The 21631-nt window shown below is 58.5% G+C and carries 20 protein-coding genes; 6 read left to right on the top strand and 14 right to left on the bottom strand.

Annotation, left to right across the window (positions count from 1 at the left end):
* Window positions 1-73: 73 nt before the first annotated feature.
* The gene (locus ACVWY9_RS00100; protein WP_457387086.1) at window positions 74-2254 is read right to left on the bottom strand and encodes an NAD-binding protein; all 2181 of its coding nucleotides are present in this window, start codon (window positions 2252-2254) and stop codon (window positions 74-76) included.
* Between the two features lie 457 nt (window positions 2255-2711).
* On the opposite strand from ACVWY9_RS00100, the gene ACVWY9_RS00095 reads away from it, so the two are divergent.
* The 3 genes from ACVWY9_RS00095 to ACVWY9_RS00085 all read left to right on the top strand — a co-directional run bounded on the left by ACVWY9_RS00095 (window position 2712) and on the right by ACVWY9_RS00085 (window position 6091).
* On the top strand, window positions 2712-3758 hold the full coding sequence (locus ACVWY9_RS00095) for a Fe(3+) ABC transporter substrate-binding protein (RefSeq protein WP_457387085.1): 1047 nt from the start codon (window positions 2712-2714) through the stop codon (window positions 3756-3758).
* A 173-nt stretch (window positions 3759-3931) separates the two neighbouring features.
* Entirely contained in the window at window positions 3932-4297 is a 366-nt protein-coding gene (locus tag ACVWY9_RS00090; protein ID WP_457387083.1) for a hypothetical protein, read from the top strand.
* Between the two features lie 93 nt (window positions 4298-4390).
* Window positions 4391-6091, top strand: coding sequence for an ABC transporter permease (locus ACVWY9_RS00085; protein WP_457387082.1), 1701 nt, complete (start codon window positions 4391-4393; stop codon window positions 6089-6091).
* Window positions 6092-6096: 5 nt separating this feature from the next.
* Here ACVWY9_RS00085 and ACVWY9_RS00080 read toward each other — a convergent pair whose 3' ends face one another.
* The 8 genes from ACVWY9_RS00080 to ACVWY9_RS00045 form a co-directional block, all read right to left on the bottom strand.
* Window positions 6097-7041, bottom strand: coding sequence for a F0F1 ATP synthase subunit gamma (locus ACVWY9_RS00080; RefSeq protein WP_414330493.1), 945 nt, complete (start codon window positions 7039-7041; stop codon window positions 6097-6099).
* A 61-nt stretch (window positions 7042-7102) separates the two neighbouring features.
* The gene (gene atpA / locus ACVWY9_RS00075; protein WP_414357040.1) at window positions 7103-8623 is read right to left on the bottom strand and encodes a F0F1 ATP synthase subunit alpha; all 1521 of its coding nucleotides are present in this window, start codon (window positions 8621-8623) and stop codon (window positions 7103-7105) included.
* Window positions 8624-8667: 44 nt separating this feature from the next.
* Window positions 8668-9216, bottom strand: coding sequence for an ATP synthase F1 subunit delta (gene atpH, locus ACVWY9_RS00070; RefSeq protein WP_414330491.1), 549 nt, complete (start codon window positions 9214-9216; stop codon window positions 8668-8670).
* 20 nt (window positions 9217-9236) lie between these two features.
* Complete coding sequence (locus ACVWY9_RS00065; protein WP_457384612.1) at window positions 9237-9800, bottom strand: F0F1 ATP synthase subunit B; 564 nt, start codon at window positions 9798-9800, stop codon at window positions 9237-9239.
* A gap of 35 nt (window positions 9801-9835) precedes the next feature.
* Complete coding sequence (locus ACVWY9_RS00060; RefSeq protein WP_414388770.1) at window positions 9836-10309, bottom strand: F0F1 ATP synthase subunit B'; 474 nt, start codon at window positions 10307-10309, stop codon at window positions 9836-9838.
* Between the two features lie 102 nt (window positions 10310-10411).
* A complete protein-coding gene (gene atpE, locus ACVWY9_RS00055; protein ID WP_235280127.1) occupies window positions 10412-10657 on the bottom strand; it encodes an ATP synthase F0 subunit C in 246 nt (81 codons plus the stop codon).
* Window positions 10658-10878: 221 nt separating this feature from the next.
* On the bottom strand, window positions 10879-11625 hold the full coding sequence (gene atpB, locus ACVWY9_RS00050) for a F0F1 ATP synthase subunit A (RefSeq protein WP_414330483.1): 747 nt from the start codon (window positions 11623-11625) through the stop codon (window positions 10879-10881).
* A 5-nt stretch (window positions 11626-11630) separates the two neighbouring features.
* Window positions 11631-12035, bottom strand: a complete 405-nt coding sequence (locus ACVWY9_RS00045) for a hypothetical protein (RefSeq protein WP_238376806.1) — start codon at window positions 12033-12035, stop codon at window positions 11631-11633.
* 517 nt (window positions 12036-12552) lie between these two features.
* On the opposite strand from ACVWY9_RS00045, the gene ACVWY9_RS00040 reads away from it, so the two are divergent.
* Together ACVWY9_RS00040 and ACVWY9_RS00035 are read left to right on the top strand one after the other, a co-directional pair.
* A complete protein-coding gene (locus ACVWY9_RS00040) occupies window positions 12553-13140 on the top strand; it encodes a DUF3177 family protein (RefSeq protein ID WP_011434226.1) in 588 nt (195 codons plus the stop codon).
* Window positions 13137-13451, top strand: a complete 315-nt coding sequence (locus ACVWY9_RS00035; RefSeq protein WP_414330481.1) for a DUF7734 family protein — start codon at window positions 13137-13139, stop codon at window positions 13449-13451. The genes ACVWY9_RS00040 and ACVWY9_RS00035 overlap by 4 nt, the downstream gene beginning before the upstream one ends.
* A gap of 14 nt (window positions 13452-13465) precedes the next feature.
* On the opposite strand, the gene gpmI is transcribed toward ACVWY9_RS00035, so the two are convergent.
* The 4 genes from gpmI to mnmE all read right to left on the bottom strand — a co-directional run bounded on the left by gpmI (window position 13466) and on the right by mnmE (window position 17812).
* Window positions 13466-15058: a 2,3-bisphosphoglycerate-independent phosphoglycerate mutase gene (gene gpmI / locus ACVWY9_RS00030; RefSeq protein ID WP_011434228.1), complete on the bottom strand. Its 1593-nt coding sequence runs from the start codon at window positions 15056-15058 to the stop codon at window positions 13466-13468.
* A 215-nt stretch (window positions 15059-15273) separates the two neighbouring features.
* Window positions 15274-15792: a tetratricopeptide repeat protein gene (locus ACVWY9_RS00025; RefSeq protein WP_414522997.1), complete on the bottom strand. Its 519-nt coding sequence runs from the start codon at window positions 15790-15792 to the stop codon at window positions 15274-15276.
* A gap of 39 nt (window positions 15793-15831) precedes the next feature.
* Window positions 15832-16332, bottom strand: coding sequence for a DNA starvation/stationary phase protection protein Dps (gene dps / locus ACVWY9_RS00020; protein WP_414330477.1), 501 nt, complete (start codon window positions 16330-16332; stop codon window positions 15832-15834).
* Between the two features lie 100 nt (window positions 16333-16432).
* Window positions 16433-17812 carry a tRNA uridine-5-carboxymethylaminomethyl(34) synthesis GTPase MnmE gene (mnmE, locus tag ACVWY9_RS00015; RefSeq protein WP_457387079.1) on the bottom strand — a complete coding sequence of 460 codons (1380 nt, stop codon included), beginning with the start codon at window positions 17810-17812 and terminating at the stop codon, window positions 16433-16435.
* Window positions 17813-17962: 150 nt separating this feature from the next.
* Between mnmE and glgP the strand changes: the two genes are divergently transcribed.
* Window positions 17963-20563 (top strand): alpha-glucan family phosphorylase, encoded by a 2601-nt coding sequence (gene glgP / locus ACVWY9_RS00010; RefSeq protein WP_457387077.1) that lies wholly within the window; start codon window positions 17963-17965, stop codon window positions 20561-20563.
* A 177-nt stretch (window positions 20564-20740) separates the two neighbouring features.
* Here glgP and ACVWY9_RS00005 read toward each other — a convergent pair whose 3' ends face one another.
* The gene (locus ACVWY9_RS00005) at window positions 20741-21610 is read right to left on the bottom strand and encodes an RNA-guided endonuclease InsQ/TnpB family protein (protein ID WP_457387293.1); all 870 of its coding nucleotides are present in this window, start codon (window positions 21608-21610) and stop codon (window positions 20741-20743) included.
* Window positions 21611-21631: the final 21 nt, after the last annotated feature.

The raw sequence follows: 21631 nt of genomic DNA, 5'->3' as shown, positions 1-21631 counted from the left end.
GTCCAACTGCCTATAACGAGATGTTTTGGACTACGGAGTGCAGAATAGACCAATAAACAGAACAGTGTCCAAATCAATTCAGATTACTCTCGCTATTTTCGTTCATGGCTGCAGGGATCCAATGGGCAGGCTGCGCCTGGGCAAACACCTGCACTTCAGTGCTCATTTTGCGCAGTTGGCGGGCTAACTTGATTGCCTTGTCACGGGGAAGGGGTGGGCTCACCACCGCCGGCAGACAGCCCAATAGGGGTTTCAGGGCCGTCTTGGGCAGGCGTGCGTAGAACGATAAAGCCGAGAGGATATCCTCTTCAAAATAGGGGTTGCGATACTCTAGGAGGCGCACTTGATACAACTCTGGGGGCAGAGGGCGTCCTTGGGTCAGGCGAATCAGGGATCCCACCGTTCCCATCACATAGAGTTGATCGCCTTCTTTCAACAGGGTCTTGCCCTCTTTTTGCCAGATCTTGGGAAAAACACAGGGTTTCCCCGGTCGGGAGCGATGCAGCAAGATCACCAGGTCATAGTCCTGGGCCAGTTGGCGCAAGGATAGCCCCAGGTAGTGGCAATCGGCCGAGACCTCCAGCAGCGTCACCAGCAGAGTTTCCCCCTGCCAAGCCAGAGTGCCGTAGACGGATCCCACCAGTGCTGCGGTGGCAAAAGCCCGTGCCCCCAACCCGGTAGCGCTGTAGCTGATCCCCAGGGTCTGCATGTGGCGCTGCATGCGAGCCGCCAATTCGGGATCGGTAACCCGCAAAATGGTGCGGATCCCCGGCTGCAGGCTGTGGGCCGTCAGGGCCGTCTCCAGGTTGGTGAGATCGTCAGGGGTGGTGCAGATCAGGCAGCGGCTGCCTTGAATGCGAGCCTGTTGCAGCGTGCTTGCCAGGGCGTAATCCCCACGAATCACCACTGCCCCCTCCCGTTCCGCCGCCTCCAGCAGAGGGTTCTCGCTATTGGGATCCACCACCACCACCTCGTAGCCCATCTGCCGCAACAACTGCAGCACCAAATAGCTCAGCCGCCCCAACCCTGCGATCACCACATGATCCTCTTTGGGCATACGGGCAGCCCGACCCAAGCCAAAGCGACTGCTCACCAATTTGTCGGTCACCAAGCCGTAAATCAACCCCACCAGGGCAGCCCCCACCAAGGTCATCATCACCGCCAGCACCTTCACCCCCAGCGGTGTTTCCGGCTGTTGAAAAGCCTCAATATCCCCGTAGCCCCCTGTCAGCACCACGATCGTCAGCAAAAGCCCATCGATGAGGGGTTTGCCGATCATCCTGAAGTTGATCACCCCCAGCACCAGCATGGCCCCCAAGGTGAAGGTGAGGGTGCGCACGATGGGCTTGACCTGTAGGAGTCCCTGCACTCCTCTGCGCAGCCAAGACCCAAGGGATCCCCGCCCCAACGACCTGCCTTGCCGTTGTTGTCGCTTGTCCTGCATCTGGCCGCTGGCCCAGCGCTGTGCCCGTGAGGAGCCCCGTCGCCCGTTGCGTTCCAACAGTTGCAGGTAGGCTCTGGGATCGCAAATGACCAAAACGCGATCCCCCTCCAGCAGCTCTGCCTCGTGGTCAAAGTCGTCGAAAACTCGCTGTTTGGAAAAGTCAGAAAGCCCATCCACCGGGTAATGAAACAGCACCCGCGCCCCAAAAGTTTCCTCCAGCTCCGAGAGGGGCATATGCAGCAGGCGGGAGTTGTATCCGATGGTCAGCTCTACCACGTTCCAGAGGGTGGTCTCTCGGTCTGAGACAAAGTAAGCCGGATCTGCCAGCTCTGGCGGAAGCGTGGCCGGCTGGGCTTCCAGCTGGGGCAGCTCAAAGTAGCCAACAAATTCGTCGGAAACAGCCTTAAGGGCAAAAGCCGGGGCAGCCAAAGCCGCCACCGATAGGGAAAAATGCTGCGGCAAAGCCGAGTCGAGATAGCGGGCAAGGCTGTGGTTGAACAGACGGGAGACGACACGCACCTGTGGGTTGAGATCTCGAATCAGCAAAGCCAGCTCAAAGTTGGCTTGGTCGCTGTCCTCCAGGAGCAGCGCCACCTTGACCCGCTCGATCCCAGCCCGCTGCAACACCCCCGGCTGGCGGGGATCCGCCTGTAGGTATTGCCACTGCTCTTCCAAATGAGGGGGCAGATCGGGAGCAACTACTACAGCGCGATGTCCAAAAGCTTCTAGGGCTTGGAGAGTGAGCTCCACCAAATCGTTGTAGCCGCAGACCAGGATAGAGACACCTGGATCCCTGCTATTCTCTTGCACCTGTGCATGAGGCGATCTCGAAAGGGAGCTCACCATAGCTCTGTCATCTACCCTGCTCCCTTTATACCCGAAGCCTCTTCAGCTTTCGTGAGTGCTGTCAATACCGCTGACCGCAAAGCCCTGGGTAGAGACCCGTTGCTCAACAAGACCGGCTGCGTTGCTGGCCATCTCAGGCGCTGTCGAGGACAAGGGGAAGCCACCCAGTTTCATCCCAAAGGGTGAGAAGTGAGAACAACTCCCAAGAGCTTGACCTGGTACTTGAGATCTCCTATCATTGCCTCAAGGCAAAGTTCTTGAATAAAAGTCTCAATAAGGTTGGCCCAAGATAAGAGCCAACGCGTTGAGGCTTGCGGGGACTGTCTTTGTCCTTTGGGCTTGGCTTTCCGGTGCTTTCTCAGAGAGAGCCTGGCCAGTGGAGCTGTGTCTCTTGAGATGTTTTTGAACTTAGGAGTTGGGTATGCGCTTATCGCGACGGCAATTTGTCAGTGGAGCCACGCTAGGTTCTGCGGCTCTGGCAGCAGGGTCTCTTCTGCGTCCGGCCCATGGCGCCAATCGGGAAGTGAACCTCTACACCTCGCGGCACTACAGCACAGACGAGAAATTGTACGAACTTTTCAAGCAGAAAACGGGCATTACCGTGAATTGGGTGCAGGGCAAAGCCGATGAGATCATCGAGCGCATCCGCAGCGAGGGATCCAACAGCCCCGCCGACATCTTCATGACGGTGGATGCTGCCCGGTTGTGGCGCGCTCAGAACGAGGGCTGGTTTCAACCCATCCAGTCGGAGACGCTCTCCAAAAATATTCCCGAGTCTCTGCGGGATCCAGAGGGGTACTGGTTTGGCCTCACCAAGCGGGCGCGGGTGATCATGTACAACAAAGACAAGGTGGATCCCAAGGAGTTGTCCACCTATGAGGACTTGGCAAACCCCAAATGGCGGGGCAAGGTGCTCACCCGCTCCTCCAGCAACGTCTACAGCCAATCCTTGACGGCTTCGATCATCTTGGCCCACGGGATCCCGGAAACGGAGCAATGGGCCCGGGGCTTGGTGGCCAACTTTGCCCGTCCGCCGGAAGGGGGAGACATAGATCAGATCAAGGCCGTGGCCGCCGGGGTGGGAGACGTGGCTTTGGCCAACACCTACTATTTGCCGCGTTTGATCAAATCCGACAATCCAGAAGAGCGCGCCGTAGCCGAGAAAATCGGCGTCTTCTTCCCCAACCAGCAGGATCGTGGCACCCACGTCAACATCAGCGGGGCCGGCATTCTGAAAACAGCTCCCAACAAAGAAGCGGCCATCCAATTTTTGGAGTTTCTCTCCGGGCCAGAGGCGCAGGCCATTTTTGCCCAGAGCAACAATGAGTACCCGGTACTGCCCGGGGCTGAGATCGACTCGTTGGTGGCCAGCTTTGGCACCTTTAAGGAAGATACGATCAACGCCGCCAGCATTGGCCGCGTCACCCCTGATGCCCTAAAGGTAATGGATCGGGCCGGTTGGAAGTAGATCAGGCCTCCAGGACAGGCCCTGAGTGCAGCCTTTCATTGCTTGACGCCGTGAACGTTAAGCAGCTTGACGGTTCTTGGCCAAGCGTCGATACTCTAGGACGGCGTTGCTTCCGTTCGAGGCCGCTCAGGCGTCCTGTCTTTCTTTTTCAAAAGCTTCTGGAGGTTTGCCAAATGAAACAACTGCGAACAGCAGGCTTGTTCTTGCTCCTGCTTTCTTTAACTTCTTTCTACACCAATAGCCCGGCAAAGGCAATTGAAAACCTTCCCGAAAAGGCTCCTGTTCCAAAGCGGGATCTGCTTTTGAACACAGAAAACAAAGAAGAAGTATTTGACATTATGTCGATCCCCAATTATCCCCACTACAAGCCCGAGGGGTTGGCCATTCTCAACTCAACTACCCTAGCGATAGTTAACGACGACAACTTTGGCATCGTCTCGGAAAAGGGCGCGGTTCAAGAAAAAACTATGCCTTACCTTGGTAACAAGCAAGACGAGAACATCGTTTATTTCGTTAAGCTGCCCAAGAGCTTGTGTTGAGAGAAAACTTGGTTGGGGATCCCTGGAGGATCCCCTTTTCTTCCCCAGGAGTTGCTCAAGAGGTAGCTCCCGCCTGTTGAGATGGACAAAGAGATGAGGTTGAAGTTGTTGAGCAAATCTCTGCCGGGAAGTGGCTTCTTTCCTCTGAACGGCTGGGCGCTTCTGACTCTGACCCTCAGCGGTCTCATTCTCGTTCCTGTCCTTACGGTGTTGCTCAGCCTTTTTGCGGACGAGCGGCAGGTTTGGGAGCACCTGGCCGATACGGTCTTGGGGCTTTATGTGCGCAATAGCCTGGTGATGATGGCAGGGGTGGCGGCGGGGGTCATCCTGGTGGGCAGTGGCACTGCCTGGCTGGTGACCATGTGTCAGTTTTGGGGGCGGGCCTGGCTGGAGTGGATGTTGGTGCTGCCCCTGGCGGCCCCCACCTATGTGTTGGCCTACGCCTACACCGATTTTTTGCAGGTAACCGGCGGTTTCCAGATCTGGCTGCGGCGGGTAACAGGTTGGGGGATCGGCGACTACTGGTTCCCTAACATTCGCTCGTTGTGGGGGGCGATCCTGCTGCTGATCCTCACCCTCTATCCCTATGTTTACCTCTCGGCCCGGCTGGCCTTTCAGGAGCAATCGGTGGCCTGCTTAGAGGTAAGCCGCTCCTTGGGCTACGGGCCTTGGGCCAGCTTTTTCAAGGTGGCTTTGCCGCTGGCCCGACCGGGGATCGTGGCCGGCTGTCTGCTGGCCTTGATGGAAACCCTCAACGATTTCGGCACCGTCAGCTATTTCGGGGTAGATACCTTTACAACCGGCATCTACCGCACCTGGACGGCCCTGGGCAATCTGGTGGCGGCGGCTCAGCTTTCGGCGCTGCTGTTGCTGCTGGTGTTGCTGCTGATAACGATGGAGCAGGTCTCCCGCCGGCGGGCGCGCTACTATCGCCAAGGGTTCAAACCCACCCCAACCCGTTACCGCCTACAAGGGATCCGGGCGGTGGGGGCTTGGCTAGCCTGTGGGATCCCAATTGGGCTGGGCTTCGTCGTTCCGGCCTTGATTCTGCTCAATATGACCCTGCGGCAGGGGGAGCTGGGTCGCCGCTTTTGGAGCTACGCCCAGAACAGCTTTTGGCTATCCACCATCACGGCTGTCATTGCCGTTTCCGTGTCGGTGGTGGTGCTGTACGGGCTGCGCATGCAGGGGCTAGGACGGGCGGGATCCCCGTGGGGTCTGCGGCTGGCAGTGCAGTTGTCTTCTCTGGGCTATGCGCTGCCTGGGGTGGTGATTGCAGTGGGGGTTCTGATTCCCCTAGGGTGGTTGGATCAACTGCTGAGCTACCTGCGGCAGGTGGTGCTGCAACAGCCACCTGGCCTGGTGATCAGTGGCACCCTCACGGCTTTGGTGTTCGGCTATCTGGTGCGGTTTTTGGCCGTTTCTTTGGCCACCGTTGAGGCCACGCTGCTGCGCATTCCCCCCAGTTTGGATGAGGCAGCCCGCAGCCTGGGGCAGGGATCCCTGGGCACCCTGTGGCAGGTGCATTTGCCCTTGATGAGGGGTGGCCTCTTGGGGGCTATGCTGCTGGTATTTGTGGATGTGATGAAGGAGCTGCCGGCCACGATGGTGCTGCGGCCCTTCAACTTCGACACCTTGGCGGTGCAAACCTACCGCTTGGCAGCCGATGAGCGTCTCGCGGAGGCAGGGGCACCGGCTTTGGCCATTGTCTTAGTGGGGATTTTGCCGGTGGTTCTGCTCAACTCCCAGATGGCGCGGCAACGCAACCTCGGCTCCTCAGGGGATCTCCTTTGAGAACCCTACAAGGCCTCCGCTCCGGCCACCACCTCCAGGATCTCCTGGGTAATAGCCGCCTGGCGAGCTTTGTTGTAGGCAAGACCCAGCGTGCGAATGAGCTCGCTGGCATTGTCGCTGGCGTTGTTCATGGCCGTCATGCGAGCTGCCAATTCGCTGGCCGCCGCCTCCTGCAAGGCCCGTAGCAACTGGTTGTTCAGGTACAGCGGCAGCAGTGCATCCAAAATCTGCACGGGATCCTGCTCAAAGATCATGTCCTGAGGTGGGGCCGAGACCGCTGCGATGACTTTGCTGCGCTCGACAGTAAACTCTCCGCCCCGCACCAAAAGACGAAAAATTTCATCGTCTTGAGTGGCCAACCGCGACGGATCGAGGGGCAACAGGGATTGCACCACCGGACGGGAGCTGATCAAAGAGACAAAACGGGTGTAGAGCAGCTCTACCTTGTCCACCTTCTCCGACAAGAAGGCCGAGAGGAGCTGATCCCCAATCTGGGCAGCCTCAGCCGCCGTGGGGATCTGCGACAAATTCACGTAGGTCTTGGCGATGGGAGCGGAGCGCCGCTGGAAATACTGCACCGCCTTGCGGCCCACCAGGTAAAGCTGCACCTGCTGCCCTGTCTCCTGCAGCTCGCGAACCCGCTCCTCGGTGCGCTTAATCACGTTGGCGTTGTAGGCTCCGCACAAGCCCCGATCCCCGGCCACCACCAACAGCCCCACCGTCTGGATGGGGCGCTGCTTCAGCAGAGGCAAGTTGACATCTTCCAGCCGCAGCCGAGTTTGCAGCCGATAGAAAACCTGGGCCAGTCGGTCGGCAAAGGGACGGGTGGCCATCACTTGCTCTTGGGCGCGCCGCACCCGAGCTGCTGCCACCAGCCGCATGGCCTCGGTAATTTTGCGGGTGTTTTTCACCGCCTTGATGCGATCGCGGATGCGCTTGAGGTTTGCCATAACCTACTCCCTCTATTTTGGTGGTCGACAGGGATCCGGGCCAGGAGAGATCCGCGTCACCCTAGGCCGCCTTGGCCACGAAGCTCTGCTTGAACTCTGTGATCGCCGTTTTCAAGATTTCTTCTGCCTCGTCGGTGAGTTGCTTGGTGGAGAGGACGATCTCGCCATACTTGGGATGGGTGGTGCCCAGGTAAGCCAAAAGGCCCTGTTTGAAGCTGGAGACCTTCTCCACCGGAATGTCATCCAAATAGCCTCGCGTCCCCGCATAGATAATGGCCACCTGCTGATCCAGAGACAGGGGAGAGTACTGTGGCTGCTTCAGCAACTCCTGCAGCCGTTGGCCGCGGGCCAGTTGCTTTTGGGTAGCCTCATCCAGGTCAGAGGCAAATTGGGCAAAGGCCTCCAGATCCCGAAATTGGGCCAGTTCCACCTTGATGGAGCCAGCCACCTTTTTCATCGCCTTGGTCTGAGCTGCCGAGCCGACGCGGCTGACGGAAATCCCGACGTTGATGGCCGGGCGGATGCCAGCGTTGAACAGATCCGATTCCAAGAAGATCTGCCCATCGGTGATGGAGATAACATTGGTGGGAATGTAGGCCGACACGTCATTGGCCTGGGTTTCCACGATCGGCAGCGCCGTCATGGATCCCTCTCCCAGTTGGCTGCTCAGCTTGGCGGCTCGCTCCAATAGCCGCGAGTGCAGGTAGAACACATCCCCAGGATAAGCTTCCCGACCGGGTGGACGGCGCAGCAGCAGCGACATTTGCCGATAAGCCACCGCCTGCTTGGAGAGGTCGTCATAGACCACCAGGGTGTGTTTGCCCTGGTACATGAAGTATTCAGCAATGGTGGCGCCACAGTAGGGGGCCAGCCACTGCAACGGAGCTGGACTATCGGCGCCGGCAGCCACCACAATGCTGTAGTCCATAGCCCCTCGCTCGGTCAGGATGCCCACCACCTGGGCGATGGTGCTCTGCTTCTGACCAATGGCCACGTAAATGCAGATCACATCCTGCCCTTTTTGGTTCAGGATTGTGTCCACAGCAACGGTGGTCTTGCCGGTTTGGCGGTCGCCGATGATCAGTTCCCGCTGCCCCCGCCCGATGGGGATCAGGGCATCGATGGCGGTAATGCCGGTTTGCAGAGGCTCGTACACGGAGCGGCGATCGACAATGCCAGGTGCCGGAGATTCGATCAGGCGAGACTCCGTACACTGGATCGGGCCTTTGCCGTCGAGGGGGTTGCACAGGGGATCCACCACGCGGCCCAAGAGGGCTTCCCCCACGGGGATGCTGGCAATCTTGCCCGTGGATTTGACGGTGGATCCCTCTTGGATATTCCGCCCGGAGCCGATCAGCACGGCACCGATGTTGTCTTCTTCCAGGTTGAGGGCAATACCGGTGGTGCCATCCTCAAATTCCAGCAGCTCGCTGGCCATCACCTTATCCAAACCGTAGATGCGGGCAATGCCATCCCCCACCTGCAGAACTGTCCCCACATTGGAGACCTGCATCTCCTGGTTGTACTGCTCAATCTGCTGTTTGATGATGGTGCTAATCTCGTCTGGGCGAATGGTAGGCATAGCAGTCCTCTCAAGGTAACGGGAAGGGATCCTCAAAAAACAACTTAGGCCAACTGCAAGGCCAGCCGGCGCAACTGTCCACGCAAGCTGAGGTCGATCACCTGGGATCCAATCTTGATGACCACCCCTCCCAGCAGCTCCGGATCCTGAGTGGCTTGCAACTCCACACCGCTGGCCTGGGTGAAGTCCATCACCCGCTCGCGAATCGATTGCTGCTGAGCTTCCGTCAAGGGTATCGCCGTCGTCACTTCGGCCAGGACAATGTTCTGGAGCTTCCGTTGCAGATCCAAAAAGCGCCGGCAGACGGCCCCGAGAAACATGATACGGCGGCGGTCGGTCAACAACTTCAGCGCATTCAGCAGCAGAGGGTGGATCTGATCGGCAAATACTTGCTGCAGCAGGTTCTTTTTGGCCTCGGCCTTGATCACCGGGTTGGCGAGAAACTGGCCCAGCTCCGGCGTAGCCCGCAAAACCTCGGCAATAAAGCGCATATCGGCGGCAAAAGTGTCCAGCAATCCCTGGCCTGACCCAAGAGCAATGAGAGCCTCGGCATAGGGATCCACCACCTTCTCGGCCATTGTGCTGCTGATCATACCTTTCTCCTCCTTGAGAGCTAGCGGGCAATCATTTGGATCCCTTTCTCGATCAGGCTGCGGTGAACCTCTTCGTTGAGGTGCTGCGGCAGCTCCTGCTCCACCTTGCTCAAGGCTTGGCGAACGATCTGCCGACGCAACTCTTGAAGAATCCGCTCCTGCTCGCTGGACAACTCTTTCTCGGCATTGGCCCGCAGCCGCTCCACTTCCCGCTCCGCCTGCTCCAACAACTCTTGCCGACGGGCTTCGGCGTTGGCTTCCGCCTGCTTGCGGATACGTTCAGCCTCCTGCTGAGCCTGGGCCAGCTTTTGCTGCTCCTCCGCCAGCTTCTCGATGGCTTCCTGTTTGCGCTGCTCCGCCTGCCGCAGTTCTTCTAGGATCCCCTCCCGCCGCTTGGCCAGGGCTTCTCCCACCACTTTGCGACCCAAGATAAACAGCAAGGTGAGAATGATCGCGATGTTGATCAGGTTGCTCTCGAGAATCTTGGCCAAGAGATCCCCCTCTCCTGCCTTGGCTTCTGGGAGTAGCTCCGTGGTCTCGGCCACAGCCAAGATCCAACCGGCCACCCAACTCCACACAGGCATCGCAAGCTCCTCCAAAAGTACTTCCAACCAGCGATCTAACGAGCACTGCCCAACAGTTTCTGGGTAATCTGGGCGGCAATGGCATCCACCTGCTGCTGCAGCTGTTCGAGGGCTGCCTGCTTCTCTTGCTCGACCTGTAGCCGCGCCGCCTCCAGCTTCTGCTGGATCTCTGACTGCACAGCAGCCAGTTTCTCGGAACGAATGCGAGCAGCTGCAGCCTCTGCCTCAGCGATCACCTGCTGGGCTTGCAAGCGGGCCTGGCTGATCTCAGACTCATACTGTCGGGTCAACGACACCGCCTTGTCCAACCGCTCTTGGGCTTCCGCTTGAGTGGTGCGGATGTAGTCGCTGCGGCTGTCGATAGCCCGCGTAACCGGCTCATAGAAGAGGGAGTTGAGCACTGCCACCAACAGCAAAAACTGAATGGCAATCAGGGGCAGGGTGGCATCCAGATCGAAAAGACCACCTTTTTCAGCCGCTTCAACAGCCAATAGAGTTTGGAAGAGCATGGGTGTTATGACCCCAACAGAAACTTAGGTCTACCGTCAGGCCGGGTTGGGGGGCGGATATGGCTCACCTCGGCCATCGCTGCGGCCCGCCCCCGTAGGACACTAGGCGAAGGGGTTGGCAAACAAGAGCACCAAAGCCACCACCAAGCCGTAGATGGTCAGAGCTTCCATGAAGGCCAGGCTAACCAGCAGGTTGCCGCGGATCTTGTCTTCCGCCTCAGGTTGGCGGGCCACCCCTTCCATCGCAGCAGCAGCGGCGTTCCCCTGTCCGATCCCAGGACCCAGGGATCCCAGGCCAATGGCCAGAGCAGCAGCCAGAACAGAAGCAGCAGAGGTTAACGGATCCATAGTGAGATGCTCCTTGGTGATTGACACAACAACAACGTCTCTTGAGCTTCAGAGGTGATCGGGTCTGATACACTACAGCCTCAAATCACTCCCTTGTCGGCGGCTTTCAGAACCAATCTGTCAGCCCCAACAAACCTTACCAAAAGAAGGGATCCCTTGCGCTGACCCATTTGAGATGATCCTCCCGAAAAGGTTCAAGATGGATCGACCGACCAGCGGGATCAATCGTGGTGATCCCCTCCTCCATGACCTTCCAGCGCCTCTCCAATGTAAGCTGCCGAGAGGGTTGAGAAGATCAAAGCCTGAATTGCCCCCGTAAACAGAAACAAAATCATCACCGGCACTGGGATAAACAGAGGCACCAGCAACACCAACACCGCTATCACCAGCTCTTCGGCCAGGATGTTGCCGAATAGACGGAAACTCAGGGAAAGGGGCTTGGTGAAATCTTCTAAAACGTTGATGGGCAGCAGAATCGGGGTAGGCTCGATGTACTTTTTGAAGTAAGACAGCCCCCGCTTGCTGATGCCGGCTACGAAATACATGATGCTGGTGAGCAGCGCCAACCCGGCAGTGGTGTTGATGTCGTTGGTGGGGGAGGCCAACTCCCCTTCCGGCAGGGGAATTAACTTCCAGGGGAAGAGGTTGCCCATCCAGTTGGAGACGAAGATGAACAGGAACAAGGTGCCGACATAGGGTACCCAGGGCCGGAAGTTTTTCTCGCCAATCTGGGCACGGGCAATGCTCTGCACAAATTCCAGGGCATACTCGACAAAGTTTTGCAGACCAGCCGGCTCCCGCTGCAGTTGACGGGTGCCCAAGATAACCACCGTCAAGATCAGGGCAATGGCGATCCAGCTGGCGATCAAAACCTGCCCGTGAACCGTGAATTTGCCCAGGTGCCAGTAAAGGTGATGGCCGACCTCGAGTTCTGCCAAAAGAGGAGGAGAGGAGAAGGACAGGTTCATGGGCATCACACAGAAGAAGATGAACGGGTCAAGGTCTGGACAAGATGAATGAGCAGGGTGACCTTGTAGGTCATGAACCCCAGGAAAATGGGCAATATCTGTAAAGACTTCACCTGAGTGGCTAAAACGATCAGCCCGACAAACAGAGCCAAACGCGTCACCCCCAAACGGTTGCGGCTTTTGCCCAGCTCCGCTACGCCGCGGCCCAGCATGCGCAGATAAACCACGCCAACAACTGCCCCCAGCAAGTAGTTGGCAGCTACCCCCAGAGAGTAAACCAGGGCCACTCCCACGGCAATGGCCAGACTTACCCCCAAGGTAACCAGCACCAGCCACAGCTGCAGCGCTTCATAGCTCCCGCTGCCAGCAACTGCTGCCCCCCTAGCTCCACCCTTCACCTTCCTCGCCAAATCGGGCTTCCCCAGGGCAAGGGGTGGCTCTGACGCAACTGGATCCCCTGTCTCTTCCTCCCGCTTCGGAGAAGGAGGTGCATTCTCCAAGGGAGGCAGTGGTCTGGGCTTCCACTGGGTCGCCTTCCAACGGGTAGAACTGTGAGAGAGGAGTCTAGAAGAACGGGCCATGGTTTCGAGGTCATGCCTCTCAAGGTTTGACCTTAACCCAAGATAACACGATTAAGTAACAATACTTAATGAGATTAAGTTGGGCCAAGGTCCGAAGGAGACTCCGCTGGTCGCTCAGACAGGCAGCTGGCCTTCCGAACGACAGGGATACTCCTCTGAGGAGCTAGCTAAGAATCTACCACTTTCGGGGATCGGTAGCGGCAAAATGGAAAACTTTCTGAAAGCTGTCTGGTGTAAAGTTTTGCTGGGGATGGTCAGCAGGCGTTAACATTCCGTAACTCTCTGTGTCCCGTCCTGGATCCCCCAGGTTTCATATACTAAGGGGCAGGAGTGGCAGAGGGTGAGGATGACTCCCCAGAGTTGGCTGGTGGATGCAATCTGGCTGGACTACCGCTTGGCAGTGGCGCTGACGGTGGTGATGCCATTGCTGCTGCTGATTTGGGCTTTTGCGGTGGGGTTGCGGCCCTTGATTCAGCTATTGATCGTTTATTGGCGGGTATCGAGCCTCTTGGCGGTGACGGTGTACCTGATGATTGGGGGCCTGCCCGTCAGCTTTCTCAGTGGAGCAATGGCGCGGCTGTTGATCTTGGTTTGTCTTTGGTTTTGGCGGGACTGGAGTGCTGCTCTCGAGCAGTCGAGAACCTGGGCGGCGCGAGCCTTTTTGCTCTGGCGGTGGGGCCTGACTGGTTATATGGGGGCCGGGATCCTCTTTTCGGGGGCCTTTGTGCCCTGTGCTTTCCGCACTTCTCTGCCAGAGGAGTGCCGGGCTTGGTTTGGGCCACCGCTGGGGTTTCGGGAGATCTTCCATCCCAATGTATCGCCGGAGCTGCTGGGGAGCGTGGGGGCCTGGGGGCTGGTGGCCTACCTGCTCTACAGCCTCTACTTTGTCTGGCGGCTGCGACCTGGAACTGATAAGGGGGAACTGGAAGCATGAGGGCCCTGCCTTGGCCCTTGGCCTTGGAGCGCTATAGCCAAGACCACCCGCAAGAGGTGCTACGGGTGGAGGTGGAAAGCGAGGGAGAGTCTGATCTGGTGCTGATCTACCGCGGCTACAGCAGCTCCTTGCGCCGACCCACTCCCCCCGATCCCGAAGCGGCGGTGATCCCTCCCCAGGCCCGCTTTTTGCAGTTGGAGCGCTTGGCTGCCCCCTATCACCCCGATCGCTCACGGGTTCTGGCTGTCTATCGCAACTGGGGAGAGCTAACAGCATGGCTGGCCCAAGAAGGGATCCCAGTGACGGAGTAAGGGATCCCTGGCACCTACCGCCCCACAGGACTGGGTTGCCGCTGGAGGATGGTGTATTCTGCCGGCTGCAAAAGCGAACGTCCTGTCATTTCGGGGGGCTGAGGCAGGCCCAAGATCTCCAGCAGGGTGGGGGCCACATCAGCCAAAGTGCCGTTGGAGCGCAACTTGACATCGCCGCCACAGCCGGGGATTTTGCGCCTTTCCCCCTCCACCAGAATGCAGGGAACGGGGTTGGTGGTGTGGGCCGTCCAGGGGTTGCCGTTCTCATCCCACATCAGCTCTGCATTGCCATGATCCGCCAGGATCAAAGTAGTGCCTCCCGCATCTACCACTGCCGCCAGCAGCCGGCCCAAACAGCGATCCACCGTTTCCAGGGCGCGGATGGTGGCTTCGTAGTTGCCAGTGTGACCTACCATGTCGGGGTTGGCATAGTTGAGCACCACCAGGCTGTATTCGCGGCGGGCGATGGCCTCTATCGCCTTGTCGGTCACTTCCACTGCCGACATCTCCGGCGCCTGGTCGTAGGTGGTCACCAGCGGGCTTTGCACCAGGATGCGATCTTCGCCGGGGAAGGGCTGCTCGATGCCGCCGTTGAAGAAGTAGGTGACATGGGCGTATTTTTCCGTCTCGGCAATGCGCAATTGCTTGAGGCCGGCCTCGCTCACCACTTGGCCCAGCAGGTGATTCAGGTTCTGGGGCTTGAACAGCACCTGCACCGGCAGATCCGCCTCGTACTGAGTCATGGTGATGAAGGTGAGAGCCGGCAGCAAGGGGCGTTGAAAACCCGAAAAGTCTGGGCAGACAAAGGCTTGGGTAAGTTGGCGGGCGCGATCTGGGCGGAAGTTGAAGAAAAGCACCGCATCTCCCGGCTGCACAGCCCCCGGAGCCAGGCGGGTGGGCGGGATGAACTCGTCTGTGAGATCCTGGGCATAGAAAGCTTCCATCACCTCCGCGGCGCTTTGTCCACGGCCAGGGCCGTCTTGGGTCATGATCTCGTAGGCCTTTTGGGTGCGCTCCCAACGGCGATCCCGATCCATGGCGTAGTAGCGTCCGCTCAGGGTGGCGATGACGCCATTGCCCAGCCATTGCAGCTCTTTTTCCAGGGCGGCCAGAACCCTGGCACCATCGCGGGGCAAGGTGTCGCGGCCATCGGTGATGGCGTGGACATAGGCCGGAATCTCAGCCTGGGCCGCCAGCTTGAGCAACCCATAGAGATGGTCGATGTGGGAGTGAACCCCCCCCTCGGAGCAAAGGCCAACGAAGTGAAAACGGCCCCCTCGCTCTCTGAGCTGGCGACAAACTTGCATCAACAAGGGATCCTGGAAGAGGGATCCTGTCTCTATCGCGTCGCTGATGCGCACCAATTCCTGCGGCACCACCCGCCCTGCCCCCAAGGTCAGGTGCCCGACTTCAGAGTTGCCCATCTGTCCTGCTGGCAGGCCCACGGCCCGACCCGAAGCTTGCAGCAGGGTGTGGGGATAGGCAGCCCAAAGGCTATCCAGGACAGGGGTTTCCGCAGCCAGCACCGCGTTGCCATCGAGAGCATCCCGATAACCCCAGCCATCCAGGATCACCAAAACCACAGGTGCTACCGATTGCGAATCCATGAAATGGCCTCTCGTTTTATTTAAGACATAATACCAGCCCAGGCAACACGATACCGGATCTTACATTTGCGCTCAAGATTTCAGTATTATCAATCTTCTTTTGAGAGGATAAGGAAGTGCCTGCACAGGCAGGATGGAGTCTTTAGAGCCAACTCCTATGGACAACTGTGCTGCGGTCAAGAGTATTTCTGCGGATGAAATTGCAGATGGGATCCTCAGGGGCTGGGCTGCAACCGTTTGCGCAGAGACTCCGAGCGCCGCTTAGCAATGGCATTTCGGGGATCCAACTTCAGGGCAGTTTCGTAAGCTTCCAAGCTTGGGCCATAGAGATTTTTCTTCTCATAGGCATGGGCCAGATTGTTCCAAGCAGTTACATAACCGGGATCCGCAGCCACGGCATCCTTGTAGTAACGGATGGCCAAGTCGTACTGCCCCTGGCTGAAGTAGGCAAAACCGAGGGCGTTGCAGACGGGGGGAATGTTCTCCCCGGCCACTTCTAGGGCTTTTTTAAGCTGGGCAACCGCCTGGTCGTAGAGGCCTTTTTGCAAATAGACGCTGCCCAACTCGTAGTGCTCCTGCGGGGATCCCTTGCCTTTGCTCAGGCGGGGCTGCAGCTCACGGATGACCTTTTCCTGGGCCCGTACCCGCAGCACCTCCCGCAGGACAAAGAAGCCCGCCACGCCGAGGATACCGGCCAGAGCCACCAAATACAGGAGGGGAACGTTAACGCCCATTTTGCTTGATCCACTTGCCTGTGACTGGCCTCGCTGGCGTCACGCCTGCAGGTGAGCCTCGATAAACCAAAGATCTTTGTCAATCTGGCGCGAGATCTCGGTGAACAGGTCTGCTGTGTCGGCATCCCCCAGTTCGGTGGTGCGGTCAATGTTGCGGCGGACGGAAGCTGCATATTGAGCGTAACGGGCTGCCAAAGCCTGCAGGTGATCCCGACCCTCTTCAGCGGCCAGATCGTACTCCGGCAAGGTGGAGGTTTGGGCAACGATGCGAGCCGTGCCGCGGGCGATGCCCCCCAGCGCCGTAACCCGTTCCGCCAGCATGTCCACGTAGTTTTCCAGGGTGCTGGCAAAAGTGTCGAACATCTCGTGCAAGGCGATGAAGTGCATGCCTTTAACGTTCCAGTGGGCCTGTTTCACCTGCGTCTTCAGATCCAACGTGTCTGCCAAGGACTGGTTGAGCAGCTCCACCAGTTGCGCGCGAGCCTCTGCCGGCAAGTCGATCCGGGTGGGGTAGAGACGGGTTTTCTCGGCGGTAACCATGCCTAATCTCCTAATTGTGTTTCCATTATCGGGGATCCGCTTCGGCTTCCCAACTGAGCCCATAGTAACACAAACTCAAAATGAGTATGAGTTAGGAGAGCTACTTACCGATGCAGAAGCGGCTGAAAATCTGATCCAGCACTGATTCCGAGATCTCCTCGCCGGTGATCTGGCCAAGGGCATGTAGGGCGCCCCGTAGGTCGATGCTCCAAAAGTCCAGGGGGAGCTGAGCTTGGATGGCCTGCCCCACCTGTTCCAGGCTGGCTTGGGCTTGTTGGAGGGCAGCGGCCTGCCGCTGGTTCAGGCTTATCTCCAGATTGGGCTGGGGACGTCCCTGGGTGACGAGCTGCTCCAGGGCTCTTTCCAGCTCCGGGATCCCTTTCCCTTGGGCGGCAACGGCGGGGACGCGGTGGGCAATCTCGGGGGGGAGAGGGATCCCCTCTGGCGGGGCGAGGTCGGTTTTGTTGATCACCAGGATGAGGGGGCGATGGCGGATCGACTCGTAGATGGCGGCGTCGGCAGCCGTCCAGCCCGCTTGGGCGTCGATGACCAGCACCAGCACATCGGCAGCCTGGGCTAGGCGTTGGGAGCGCTCCACCCCCAGCCGTTCCACCGGATCTTCGGTGGCGCGGATGCCGGCAGTGTCCAGCAGTTGAACGGGGATCCCTTTCACCACCAGGTGGGATTCCACCACGTCGCGGGTGGTGCCGGGCAGATCGGTGACGATGGCCCGATCCTGTCCTGACCAAGCATTGAGCAGGCTGGACTTGCCCACATTGGGCCTCCCGACAATGGCCACCTTCACCCCGGTGCGCAGCAGTTGTCCCCGTTCTGCCGTGGCCAGCAGGGCTTGCATCTGGGCTTGAATAGCTTGGAGCCGGGCCTGCCAAGCAGCAACGTCCAAGGGGGGCAGATCCTCTTCAAAGTCGAGGCGAGCCTCAATTTCTGCCAATAAACCCAGCAGCTCCTGGCGCAGGGCGCGAATGGATCCCCCTAACTTACCCTGCAAGCCTGCTAGGGCCATCCGGGCCGCCTGAGGAGAGCGGGCCGCCACCAGATCGGCCACACTCTCGGCCTGGGTGAGGTCAATGCGGCCATTCAGAAAAGCGCGCAGGCTAAACTCCCCCGGCTGGGCCAACCGCGCCCCCTGCCGCAGGCATTGTTGCAACGTGGCCTGAACCACCATGATGCCACCGTGGCAATGCAGCTCTGCCACATCTTCGCGGGTGTAGGAGCGGGGGGCCTGCATCCAAACGGCCAGCGCTTCGTCTAGGATTTGGCCTTTCTCGTCGCGGATCCAGCCGTAGAGGAGCCGATGGCTCTCCCAGACTGCGTTGCGGCGGGCAGGGGTAAAGATGGCTTGGACAATGGGAAGGGCTCGTGACCCGGAAAGGCGCACAATCCCCACGCTGCCCTGTTCAGGCACCACCGCAGTGGCAATGGCAGCGATCGTATCGGCCAGGGGCGCAGTCGGATCCATCCCAAATAGAGCCCTGAGGGAGTTCGAGCAGCCGTTGGATTACAGCTCGGCATCCACTGGATTACAAATCGACATTCAAGTTAAAAAGCCACGCCCTCAGGCTGAGGGCAAGGTAGCCTGACAGTGGAAACAACGCTCCTCCCAGTCTTTATGAAGCCGCTACGCACGTTTAAGGTCACTCCCTACCTGCCTACTCCGCTGGAAAGTCTGCGCTTGTTGGCTTACAACCTGCATTTTAGTTGGAACGTAGAAACCCGCAGCCTATTCCGGCGCATGGATCCCGATCTGTGGGATGCCTGTGCCCACAACCCGGTGGCTCTTCTGGGCCGGATCCGGCAGGAACGGCTGGATGAATTGGCGGAGGATCCCGGCTTTTTGGCCCAGTTGGAACGGGCCAGCCAACAACTGCAGAGCTATCTGCAGGAAGACACTTGGTACCGCAAGTATCGTTCGGCCCAAGCGGTGGAAGGGGAGTGCTACGCTTATTTTTCGGCCGAGTTTGGTTTGGCCGATTGTCTGCCCCTCTACTCAGGCGGCTTGGGGGTTTTGGCCGGGGATCACCTCAAGGCGGCCAGCGACCTGGGCTTGCCCCTGGTGGGTGTGGGCTTGCTCTACCAAAAGGGCTATTTTCGCCAGTACCTCAACCCCGACGGCTGGCAGCAGGAACGCTACCCAGTTAACGATTTCTTTAACATGCCCCTGGAGCTGCAAAAGGATGCGGAGGGTCAAGAAATTCGGATTGAGGTGGATTATCCCAACCGCAAGGTGTTCGCCCGCATTTGGAAGGTGACGGTGGGGAGGGTGCCCCTCTATCTTCTGGACACCAACATCGAGCCCAACAGCCAGTACGACCAAGACATCACCGATGAGCTGTACGGTGGCGACCAAGATCTGCGCATCCACCAGGAGATCATGCTGGGGATCGGCGGTGTGCGGGCTTTGCGCGCCCTTGGCATCCATCCCACCGTCTACCACATGAACGAGGGGCACTCCGCCTTTTTGGCAGTAGAGCGGATTCGCCTGTTGATGGTGGAGCAGGGGCTGAGCTTTGAAGAGGCCTGGCAGGTGGCCAAGTCCAGCCAGATGTTTACCACCCACACGCCGGTGCCCGCCGGGATCGACCTATTCCCGCCCGACAAGATCGATTACTACCTCGGCTTCTACTACAGCCAGATGGGCCTGAGCCGGGAGCGCTTTTTGGCTTTGGGACGGGAAAATACTGGCGACTTCCAATCTCCCTTCAGCATGGCAGTGCTGGCCATCAACATGGCCTCTTTTGTGAACGGTGTGAGCAAGCTGCATGGGGCGGTTTCCCGCAAGATGTTCAGCCGGCTGTGGCCTGGGATCCCGCTGGAAGAAGTGCCGATTACTTCCATCACCAACGGGGTACATGTCCGCACCTGGGTGGGGGAGGAGAACCAAGCCCTCTACGACCGCTACCTGGGGCCGGATTGGGCAGAGGCTCCTCCTTCGGATCCCCTCTGGAAAAAGGTGGATCGGATTCCGGATGGGGAATTGTGGCGGGCCCACGAGCGCAGCCGCTCCCGCCTGATTAACTTTACCCGCGAGCGCTTGATGGAACAGCTCCAGAAACGGGCTGCCTCAGCGGCTGAGATCCAACGGGCCTCTGAGGCCCTCAACCCGGAGGTGCTTACCATTGGGTTTGCCCGCCGCTTTGCCACCTACAAGCGGGCCACCCTTTTGTTCCACAACCTGGAACGGCTCAAGGCTTTGCTCAACCATCCTCAGTACCCGATGCAGTTTATCTTTGCCGGCAAGGCCCACCCCCGCGACATACCCGGCAAAGAGCTGATCCGCCAAATTGTGCAGGTGTCGCGGCAGCCGGAGTTTCGCCAGCGCTTGGTTTTCATTGAGGACTACGACATGTATGTCACCAGCTTGATGGTGGCCGGGGTGGATGTGTGGCTGAACAACCCCTTGCGCCCCCGTGAAGCCAGCGGCACCAGTGGCATGAAGGCGGCAGCCAACGGTGGACAGAACCTCAGTATTTTGGACGGCTGGTGGGACGAGGCTGACTATTACCAGACCGGCTGGCCCATTGGCCGCGGTGAGGAGTATGAGGATCGCGCCTATCAAGATGAGGTGGAGTCGAATGCCCTCTACGACCTGCTGGAACAAGAGGTTGCCCCTCTCTTTTATCAGCGCGGCAGCGATGGCCTACCCCACCAGTGGATCCAGCGCATGAAGCAGGCGATTCGCCTCAATTGCCCCCAGTTCAGCACGCAGCGCATGGTGTTGGAGTACGTCCAGCGAGCCTACATTCCTCTCAGCAACTACTTCGACCGCATGCGCCGTGACCACTTCGAGTCGGCCCGCCAGTTCGTTCGTTGGCAAAACCACCTGCAGGAGCATTGGTACAACATCCAGGTTCTCAACGTCCAGATCGAAACCCCGAAGAAAGCTGCCGCTGCCGGCCTTGCCTTGGCACAGGATGACCAAGTGGTGATGGCCAGGGATCCCCTCACCGTGACGGTGGAAGTGCGGCTGGGATCCCTGCAACCTCAGGATGTGATTGTGCAAGCTTATCAGGGGCCGGTCAAGGATGATGGCCAGATTCAGAAAGGACAGGCAATCTCCCTGCGCTATGTGGAGACGCTGGAGGATCGGGCCATCTTTTCCGGCCAGATTTGCTATGAGGCCAGCGGCTTGCAAGGGTTAGCCATCCGCTTGCTGCCCTTTCACCCCGATATGCACGATCCCTACGAGCTGCGGTTGATGCTCTGGGCCTAAGGGGGAGCCGGGATCCAGAGCACTCTCGCGTTAGCAGGCCAGGAGGGAGGGCAACTGCTCACACCTAAAGGGTTGGGAGGAGCACGGGGATCCCCTTTCTACTCTTGATCCAAGTGAGCTACGGGAGCTTTTTGGGCTTGAGCTGTTCGGCGTTTTTCGCTGCCAAATCGGGCAGAATCAGAGAGAAGCTCGCGAGCAGAGTGACATCCTCCCGACGCTGACCCTACGGCACAGCGCGGGCCTCCTAACCTCACGGTTAGGCATTCCTGCCCCACGCCACTTATCTAGGTCATAGACCCCCGACAGAACGACTTGGCAGGCTGTTTCCGTTCCCCAGAGTCCCTGGGCTACTACATTCTCTAGTCCACGATGCAAAACCATTTCTGCTGCTGCATGGTCACGATGAGTTCGATACCCACACTCAGGACAATGATGCTCTCTAATCTTCAACCCCTTACTGACAGTGGCAAAACACCTTGGGCAGGTTTGGCTAGTCCCGTTGGAGTTGACTTTAGCGAAGTACACTCCACGTTTCCAGCACACCCATTCCAACAGAGACAGAAATTGTCCAAAAGCGACATCGACACAATCTTTTCGCAGCATTCCCCCTGTCAAGCCTGTGACATTGAGGTCTTCTGCAAAGATGGTTTGCGCTTGGTCACAAAGCTTATGAGCCATCTTTAGGTGGAAATCTTTACGACGGTTCGCAATCCGATGGTGCATTCTGGCAACTTTGATTTGTGCCTTCTCCCAGTTTCGTGACCCCTTCTGTTTTCGTGCCGCTCTGCGTTGCAGCAATTTCAGCTTGCGTTGCATCGACCTAAAAAACTTGGGTCGCTCCTGGAAGCTACCATCTGAAACCGTCAAAAACCGTTCCAATCCCAGATCAATCCCAATCGCACGACCGTGAACCGGAGCATCGGGAACCGATATGTCCGATTCGATGGTAACGACGACATACCATTGCGTCCCTCTTACCTTGGACAGTACCCTCACCTGCTTGACCTTGAACCCATCTGGGATAGGACGATGCAAGTTGATAGGCACTTTTCCTATCTTTGGTAGCTT

The organism is Thermostichus sp. OS-CIW-31 (assembly GCF_054060305.1).
Note: the sequence above shows the minus strand (reverse complement) of the source record. Positions and strands in the feature narration are given on the sequence as shown.

Excerpts from the sequence above, each read along its gene's own strand:
- ACVWY9_RS00095 (WP_457387085.1), top strand. The coding sequence starts at position 2,712 with ATGCGCTTATCGCGACGGCAATTTGTCAGTGGAGCCACGCTAGGTTCT.
- ACVWY9_RS00090 (WP_457387083.1), top strand. The coding sequence starts at position 3,932 with ATGAAACAACTGCGAACAGCAGGCTTGTTCTTGCTCCTGCTTTCTTTA.
- ACVWY9_RS00085 (WP_457387082.1), top strand. The coding sequence starts at position 4,391 with ATGAGGTTGAAGTTGTTGAGCAAATCTCTGCCGGGAAGTGGCTTCTTT.
- ACVWY9_RS00080 (WP_414330493.1), bottom strand. The coding sequence starts at position 7,041 with ATGGCAAACCTCAAGCGCATCCGCGATCGCATCAAGGCGGTGAAAAAC.
- atpA (WP_414357040.1), bottom strand. The coding sequence starts at position 8,623 with ATGCCTACCATTCGCCCAGACGAGATTAGCACCATCATCAAACAGCAG.
- atpH (WP_414330491.1), bottom strand. The coding sequence starts at position 9,216 with ATGATCAGCAGCACAATGGCCGAGAAGGTGGTGGATCCCTATGCCGAG.
- ACVWY9_RS00065 (WP_457384612.1), bottom strand. The coding sequence starts at position 9,800 with ATGCCTGTGTGGAGTTGGGTGGCCGGTTGGATCTTGGCTGTGGCCGAG.
- ACVWY9_RS00060 (WP_414388770.1), bottom strand. The coding sequence starts at position 10,309 with ATGCTCTTCCAAACTCTATTGGCTGTTGAAGCGGCTGAAAAAGGTGGT.
- atpE (WP_235280127.1), bottom strand. The coding sequence starts at position 10,657 with ATGGATCCGTTAACCTCTGCTGCTTCTGTTCTGGCTGCTGCTCTGGCC.
- atpB (WP_414330483.1), bottom strand. The coding sequence starts at position 11,625 with ATGAACCTGTCCTTCTCCTCTCCTCCTCTTTTGGCAGAACTCGAGGTC.
- ACVWY9_RS00040 (WP_011434226.1), top strand. The coding sequence starts at position 12,553 with ATGACTCCCCAGAGTTGGCTGGTGGATGCAATCTGGCTGGACTACCGC.
- ACVWY9_RS00035 (WP_414330481.1), top strand. The coding sequence starts at position 13,137 with ATGAGGGCCCTGCCTTGGCCCTTGGCCTTGGAGCGCTATAGCCAAGAC.
- gpmI (WP_011434228.1), bottom strand. The coding sequence starts at position 15,058 with ATGGATTCGCAATCGGTAGCACCTGTGGTTTTGGTGATCCTGGATGGC.
- ACVWY9_RS00025 (WP_414522997.1), bottom strand. The coding sequence starts at position 15,792 with ATGGGCGTTAACGTTCCCCTCCTGTATTTGGTGGCTCTGGCCGGTATC.
- dps (WP_414330477.1), bottom strand. The coding sequence starts at position 16,332 with ATGGTTACCGCCGAGAAAACCCGTCTCTACCCCACCCGGATCGACTTG.
- mnmE (WP_457387079.1), bottom strand. The coding sequence starts at position 17,812 with ATGGATCCGACTGCGCCCCTGGCCGATACGATCGCTGCCATTGCCACT.
- glgP (WP_457387077.1), top strand. The coding sequence starts at position 17,963 with ATGAAGCCGCTACGCACGTTTAAGGTCACTCCCTACCTGCCTACTCCG.